This is a genomic window from Collinsella aerofaciens (genome assembly GCF_015553355.1).
In the GTDB taxonomy this organism is placed as follows: Bacteria; Actinomycetota; Coriobacteriia; order Coriobacteriales; family Coriobacteriaceae; genus Collinsella; species Collinsella aerofaciens_V.
Genome location: NZ_JADNGN010000059.1, coordinates 1 through 6,403 on the forward strand (window position 1 = coordinate 1; position 6,403 = coordinate 6,403).

General features: G+C 62.3%; 4 protein-coding genes. 2 read left to right on the forward strand and 2 right to left on the reverse strand.

Annotation, left to right across the window (positions count from 1 at the left end; genetic code table 11):
- Window positions 1–127 precede the first annotated feature (127 nt).
- Entirely contained in the window at window positions 128–730 is a 603-nt protein-coding gene (locus I2D57_RS09690; RefSeq protein ID WP_195362333.1) for a helix-turn-helix domain-containing protein, read from the forward strand.
- A gap of 84 nt (window positions 731–814) precedes the next feature.
- Here I2D57_RS09690 and pckA read toward each other — a convergent pair whose 3' ends face one another.
- Both pckA and I2D57_RS09700 read right to left on the reverse strand, forming a co-directional pair.
- Window positions 815–2,485, reverse strand: coding sequence for a phosphoenolpyruvate carboxykinase (ATP) (pckA, locus tag I2D57_RS09695; RefSeq protein ID WP_195362334.1), 1,671 nt, complete (start codon window positions 2,483–2,485; stop codon window positions 815–817).
- A 278-nt stretch (window positions 2,486–2,763) separates the two neighbouring features.
- Window positions 2,764–4,335 (reverse strand): L-lactate permease, encoded by a 1,572-nt coding sequence (locus tag I2D57_RS09700; protein ID WP_195362335.1) that lies wholly within the window; start codon window positions 4,333–4,335, stop codon window positions 2,764–2,766.
- A gap of 180 nt (window positions 4,336–4,515) precedes the next feature.
- Between I2D57_RS09700 and I2D57_RS09705 the strand changes: the two genes are divergently transcribed.
- A complete protein-coding gene (locus I2D57_RS09705; protein WP_324249228.1) occupies window positions 4,516–6,096 on the forward strand; it encodes a lipopolysaccharide biosynthesis protein in 1,581 nt (526 codons plus the stop codon).
- Window positions 6,097–6,403: the final 307 nt, after the last annotated feature.

Here is a 6,403-nt window from a genome sequence, read left to right on the forward strand (position 1 = left end):
TTCTCATTTTCATTGCAACAGCCTCAGGACTCAGCGCAACGCGTTGCGCTGAGTCCTGAGGCGCGAATCCGGGTAGGCAACCCCAGAGGGGCCGGAATCCCCCGGCCCGCGATGGAGGGAGGCCGGCATGTCCAGACCCAAGCCGTCCGGAAGGTCGTACGGGAGGCTCACGAGGCACGAGAGGAACACGGTCGAGAGGATGCTCGACCGCAACCGCAGCGCCCGCGAGATCGCCGCGGAGCTCGGCAGGTCGCCCTCGACCGTGACCAGGGAGGTGGCGGCGCACCGCTACGTCACCGCGCCGCGCTCGCGCTACGGCGAGCCCGCGCCCGCGGACCTGTCGGGGGCCTGCCCCAGGCTCTCCACGTGGCCGAGGTGCTGCAACGGCTGCTCGCACAGGAGGGGCTACGGCTGCTCGAGGAGGCCCAGGGTGTTCTACAGCGCCAGGAGGGCGCAGGAGGCGGCCGACGCCGAGCTCTCGGCGAGCAGGTCCGGGATCGACGAGACCGAGGAGGGCGCCGCCGCCAAGCTCGCGGCCATCAGGGACGGGCGGGATAGGCGGCGGGCCGGGACATGGGCCGGAGGGCCCGTTGCGCTGAGTCCGGAACGGCTGCGCGGCGGGCTGGCGGAGCATGCGGCGGCGGCATGGGGACACCGGACTCCACAGCCCCTCCACCTGCGGAAACGAAGTGATGGCCAGGTGCCGGGAGCTATTTCCGCGTTGCGCTAGCTGCGGAAACGCGGGGTCCGTTCAGGCTGTTGCGTTGAGATTGAAAATCAACCCCTTTGTGGTTGATATGGACTCACGGCGAAGCTAGTGGCGAAGTCCCAGCAGCCCGCGGCCGCGATGACGGGCGTCGGCGTGTACTTGAGCGTGCGGACCGGCGGCCTTGACGGACTCGGGCAGGTGCGAGTACTTCTTCTCGAAGTTCTCCTCGAACATCACGGCCAGGTTGTGTGCAGCCTCGTCGTAACGAGCGGTGCTCTGCCAGTACTGGCGCGGCACCAGGATGCCGTCGGGCACACCGTGGCACGTGGTGGGAATGTCGACGTTAAAGATGTCGTCGTGTACGAACTCGCTGTCCTCGATGGTACCGTCGAGGGCGCGCGCGACCAACGAGCGCGTGTAGACCAGCTCGATGCGATGGCCTACGCCGTAGCCGCCGCCGATCCAGCCGGTGTTGACCAGGTACACACGCGTGCGGCCATCGGCAATGCGCTCGCCGAGCATCTTGGCGTAAACCATGGGGTCGAGTGGCATAAACGGCTCGCCGAACAGCGAAGAGAACGTGGGCGTGGGCTCGGTGACGCCGACCTCGGTGCCGGGAATCTTAGCCGTAAAGCCCGTCACAAAGTGGTACATGGCGGCGTCGGCCGTCAGACGCGAGATGGGCGGCAGCACGCCAAAAGCGTCGCAAGTCAGGAACAGCACGACACTCGGAGTGGTGCCCATGCCCTTAGTCCACGCGTTAGGAATGTGCTCCACGGGATAGGCCACGCGCGTATTGTGCGTAATCGAGATGTCATCGTAGTTGGGCTTGCGGTTCTCGTCGAGCACAACGTTTTCGCAAATCGCGCCAAAGCGGACAGCGTTGAAGATCTCGGGTTCGTGGAAGGCGTCCAGGCCCTCGCATTTTGCGTAGCAGCCACCCTCAATGTTGAAGATGCCCATGTCGGACCAACCGTGCTCGTCATCGCCGATCAGCAGGCGCGTGGGATTGGCCGAAAGCGTGGTCTTGCCGGTGCCGGACAGGCCAAAGAACACGGCGGTCTCGTGCGTGACGGGATCCATGCTGGCCGAGCAGTGCATGGGCAGCACGTCGTCCTCGACGGGCAGCAGATAGTTCATGACGCTAAAGATCGACTTTTTAATCTCGCCGGAGTAGCCGGTGCCGGCGACCAGAATCACGCGTTCCTGGAAGTTGATGACCACGGCGGCACTGGAGTTGAGGCCCTTGATGGCAGGATCGCACTGGTAACCGGGCGCTGCGAGCACGCAGAAATCAGGCTCGCCGGTGCGCGCGATTTCGCGGGCGAGCGGGCGGGCGAGCATCTGCTTAATAAAGAGTGCCTGGCTGGCACGCTCGCAGGCAACGAGCAGGCGACGCGTGTGGTTGCGGTCGGCGCCCGCCATGCCGCGCGTGACGAACACGTCGTGCTCGTTGAGATAGTCGACGATGCCGGCCTTGATGGTCTCATAGCTCTCGACGGACAGCGGGCGGTTGACCGCGCCCCAGGCGATTTTGTCGTGCACGTCGGGCGTGTCGACGATAAAGCGGTCGTTGGGGGAACGGCCGGTACGCTCCCCCGTCTCGATCACCAGCGCGCCGTTGGAAGCCATGCGACCTTCTTCGCGGCGGATAGCGTGCTCGACGAGCTCCGCGGCGGGTAGATCGACCAGCAGACGGGGTTGATTCTCGGCGGGATCTTCAACGAGCGTAATACCAAAGTTGGACAAAACTTCTGCAGGGGTAACACCAGGCATGGGGCCTCCTTTAAAAACGCGGCACATGGACGCGGCGCGCACTTTACTCACGTAAAGCCCGTTGTACCCGATATGCAAAAACGTTTTTGCGGCAAGGGCGGCAAGCCCGCCCAACGGTCAAAAAACGCAGGCAAGCGGCCTAGTCATTGGGGACGTTCTTAAACGACTAGTCGTTGGGGACACTCTTGAACAGGCAACAACCAAGGAGCGTCCCCGGATGCCGGCACTTAGGGACGTTCCCAAAGTGCCGGCACATAAGGAACGTCCCCAAGTGCCGACTACAGCGGCAGGCCTTGGCCGAGCATGGCGATGGCGCTCATCAGGACCAGCATGCCGGCGTCGTAGGGCAGGACGGCGCCCAGAAGTTCGGCGTCCTTGCCGCGCACGTGTACGGCGGCCAGGCCGATGGCGAGTGTCTGCGGCGAGATCATCTTGCCGGCGGCGACGCCAAGCGCGTTGAGCGCAACCATCCAGTAGTCGCTCACGCCCAGCGCCGTAGCGGCCTGGCTTTGGATGGGGCCAAACAGCATGCCCGAGGACGTGCCCGAGCCGGTCACAAACGCACCAACCGCACCAATCCACGGAGCCAGAATCGGGTACAGGCCCCCGGCGAGCGCAATGCAAAACGCACTGATTGAAGAGATCATGCCGGCATAGCCCATCACCTTGGCGCAGCCCAGTACCGAAAGCATGGTAATGACCGTCGGCATCATCTGCTTGACGGTCGCGGCAAGCACCTCGCCCATCATGCGCGGCGAAGCACCCTGAATGGCGCCGCCGACAAACGCCGCCAGGAAAATCCAGACACCCGGCGTGTTGATCCACGAAAACGTAAGCGTGCCGGGGTTCTCACCGCAATACACCTGCACGTGGCTTGCAAAGGGCGCAAGCGCGGCATGCACGGCGGGTACCAGGTTGGACGTACCAAGCAGCAGTACAAAAATCAGGATGAAGCACGACCAGGCCGAAAGCGCCGACTTAACGGTGAGCTTCTCCCCCGCCTCGATATTCATGTGGAAGCGCGCATCCAGGTGGCCGGACTTCTCGGCACGCATGGCAAGCGCGGCGGTCAGCGCAAGCGACACGATGGATCCTACGACCACGGCCAGCTCGGGGCCCACAAACATGGCAACGACCAGAGCCGCGCCGACAAACGACACGCCGGAGAGCAACGCCACGCCGGCAACACCGTGCAGACGCTCGCCCACACTCGCGGCATTGCCCTGGTCATCGGCAACACGGCCCGCAACCAGCACAATAAATAGCGGCATCACCACAAAGAACGGTGCGAGCTGCACCAGCTGAACGGTCGCTAGGTGAAGGGAATCCAAACCCACCAGGTCGGCAACGGACACCGTGGGGATGCCGATGGAGCCGTAGGGCGTGGGCACGCCGTTGGCCAGCAGGCAGATGAGCACGGCAGGCACGGCCTCAAAGCCCAGGCCCGCGAGCATGCCGGCGGGAATGGCGACAGCGGTACCGAAGCCGGCCATGCCCTCCATAAAGCCACCGAAGCACCAAGCCACGAGCAGCGCCAGCAGACGGCGGTCGCTGCTGATGGAGGTGATCATGCTGCCGATCACGTCCATGGCGCCCGTACGAACGCATAGGTTATACGTGAACACCGCGGCGATGATCACCAGGACGATGGGCCACAGAGCCATCAAAAAACCTTCGAGCGAGGCGGTCGCGATCTGCGCTGCCGGCAGGTGCCACCATGCGAAGGCAAGCAAGCACGAAAGGACAAACGATCCGATAGCGGCCTTCCAAGCTGGCCATTTAAAGCACAGCAGCATCACGACCAGCCAAATAATCGGCACAAGAGCCAGTATGAATGCGGCGACGTCCATAGGTAGAAGCTCCTTGGTACCGCGTGGGCGGCATCGGGGGTGTCACAAAACTTCAACAGGATACCGCACGTTTACCGACAAATTACAGCCGCCCGCCGAAATTATTGAACAATCCGTTCAAAAACACGAGCGAACACCGTCGCGTCTATACTAAAGCGCAGCAATAGAAGGGACTCCGCTTTGAGTATCACGCCCCTCGATAGCATTCGCCGCGCCATCGCCCGCCGCAACGGCACCTCCAACCCCGCTGCATCGAAGGACGGCGCCGCGAAGGCCCGGGGCGGCCGCATCGAGAACGGCCTCTTCCCTGCCTCGCACACTGCCGAGGAACTCGCACGCATCCAAGAGCTGAGTCAGCGCAACGCCGGCGGGCCCGATAGCAGCCAAGCCACACGTCGCCGGCGCGAACGCGATCGGGAGCCCGGCCCCGTCCGCCGCATGGTCAACGCTTGGTGGAACCGTCTGCTCGGCGCCGTCTACGGCGGCGGGTTCTCCACGCAAGAGGCTGAATACGAAGAGCACGCCACCAGCCGCGACTATCTTTGGAACACCCTCGGCACCGCCGTGTGGGGTCTGGCGTTTCCGTTGCTCACCATCGTGTCTACGCAGCTCGTGGGCGCCGAAGAAGCCGGCAAGTTCTCCATCGCCTTTGTCACCGGCACGCTCATCATGATCGCGTGCAACTACGGCGTGCGCAATTTCCAGGTCTCGGACATCGACGAAAAGACGTCCTTCGCCTCCTACCAGCTCAATCGTTGGATCTGCGGAGCGCTCGCCCTAGGCTGCGGCCTCATGTATAGCAGCGCCCGCGGCTATGACGCGCAGATGGCGACGATCGGCCTGGGCGTCTACCTGTATAAGGTCATCGACGGCGTCGCCGACGTGTACGAAGGCCGCCTGCAGCAGGCCGACAAGCTCTACCTGGCCGGCATGAGCCAAACGCTGCGCTCTATCGGCGTCATCGCGGTCTTTAGCGTGGCACTGTTCCTCACGCGCAGCATGCCCATCGCGGCCATGGCCATGGGCATCGCCGCGATCGCCTCGCTCGTGCTGGTCACCGCGCCGCTCGCCCTGCTCGAGACCGAAAAATCGCGCCGCGTAAGCCTGCGCGAGGTCGGCCACCTGTTTGTCCAGTGCGCCCCACTCTTTGGCGCGTTATTCCTGTTCAATCTTATCGAGAGCATGCCCAAGTTTGTGATGGAAGGAACACTGGCCTACAAATACCAGTTGTACTTTAATGCCCTGTTTTTTCCAGCTCAGGCTATTCTGTTGAGCATTGGATTTGTCTATAAACCGCAGCTCCTGCGCTTGTCGAGCATTTGGGCTAATCCTCGCAAGCGTCGTCGCTTTGACCTGATTATTGTTGCCGTTATGGCGCTGATCGTGGTCATCACCGGCGTGTGCGCCGCATTTATGGCAGGTCCCGGTATTCCCCTCATGAGCTTTATGTACGGCCTCAGCTTTGAGCGCTACCGCACATTGGCGCTGCTGATGGTCGTCGCCGGCGGCGTCACCGCGGCCATCGACTTTATCTACGCCATCATCACGGTGCTGCGCCATGCCGGCGACGTCACCAAGATCTACCTGATCTGCTTTGCCGTGAGCGTGGTGCTCCCGGTGATTCTGATCAATCTGCTCGGCCTGATGGGCGCCGTCGTGAGCTACCTGGCCATCATGGCCCTACTGCTGGTACTGTTGATTATCGAGTACGCCCACATCCGCCAACGCATCGAGCGCGACCGCAACCCATACGGCGCCTAAATGGTGCAATGGGGGCAGCTTATTTGCGATGGAATCACCCTGGTTGGGGTCTCGTTGCGGACAATATGCATCACGCAAAACTAAGTGAGTAGACTTTTACCGAATCCCCGACCGCACCGACAAGGCACAGGTCTGTGACCTGCGGTTTTATTGAGGCAAATATGTTGGGTGCTCGGCATTTCCAAAAAAGTCTACTCACTTAGCCAGCGGGCAGCCAAATGATTATTTAAGGCTCTGTTAGACCAGGATTGACATTCCGCCCCGTCATCTTCTTGCGATTGCACAATGGTCGCCCCTTGTCGAATCT

Coding starts and splice junctions, on each gene's coding strand:
- I2D57_RS09690 (WP_195362333.1), top strand. CDS start 128: ATGTCCAGACCCAAGCCGTCCGGAAGGTCGTACGGGAGGCTCACGAGG.
- pckA (WP_195362334.1), bottom strand. CDS start 2,485: ATGCCTGGTGTTACCCCTGCAGAAGTTTTGTCCAACTTTGGTATTACG.
- I2D57_RS09700 (WP_195362335.1), bottom strand. CDS start 4,335: ATGGACGTCGCCGCATTCATACTGGCTCTTGTGCCGATTATTTGGCTG.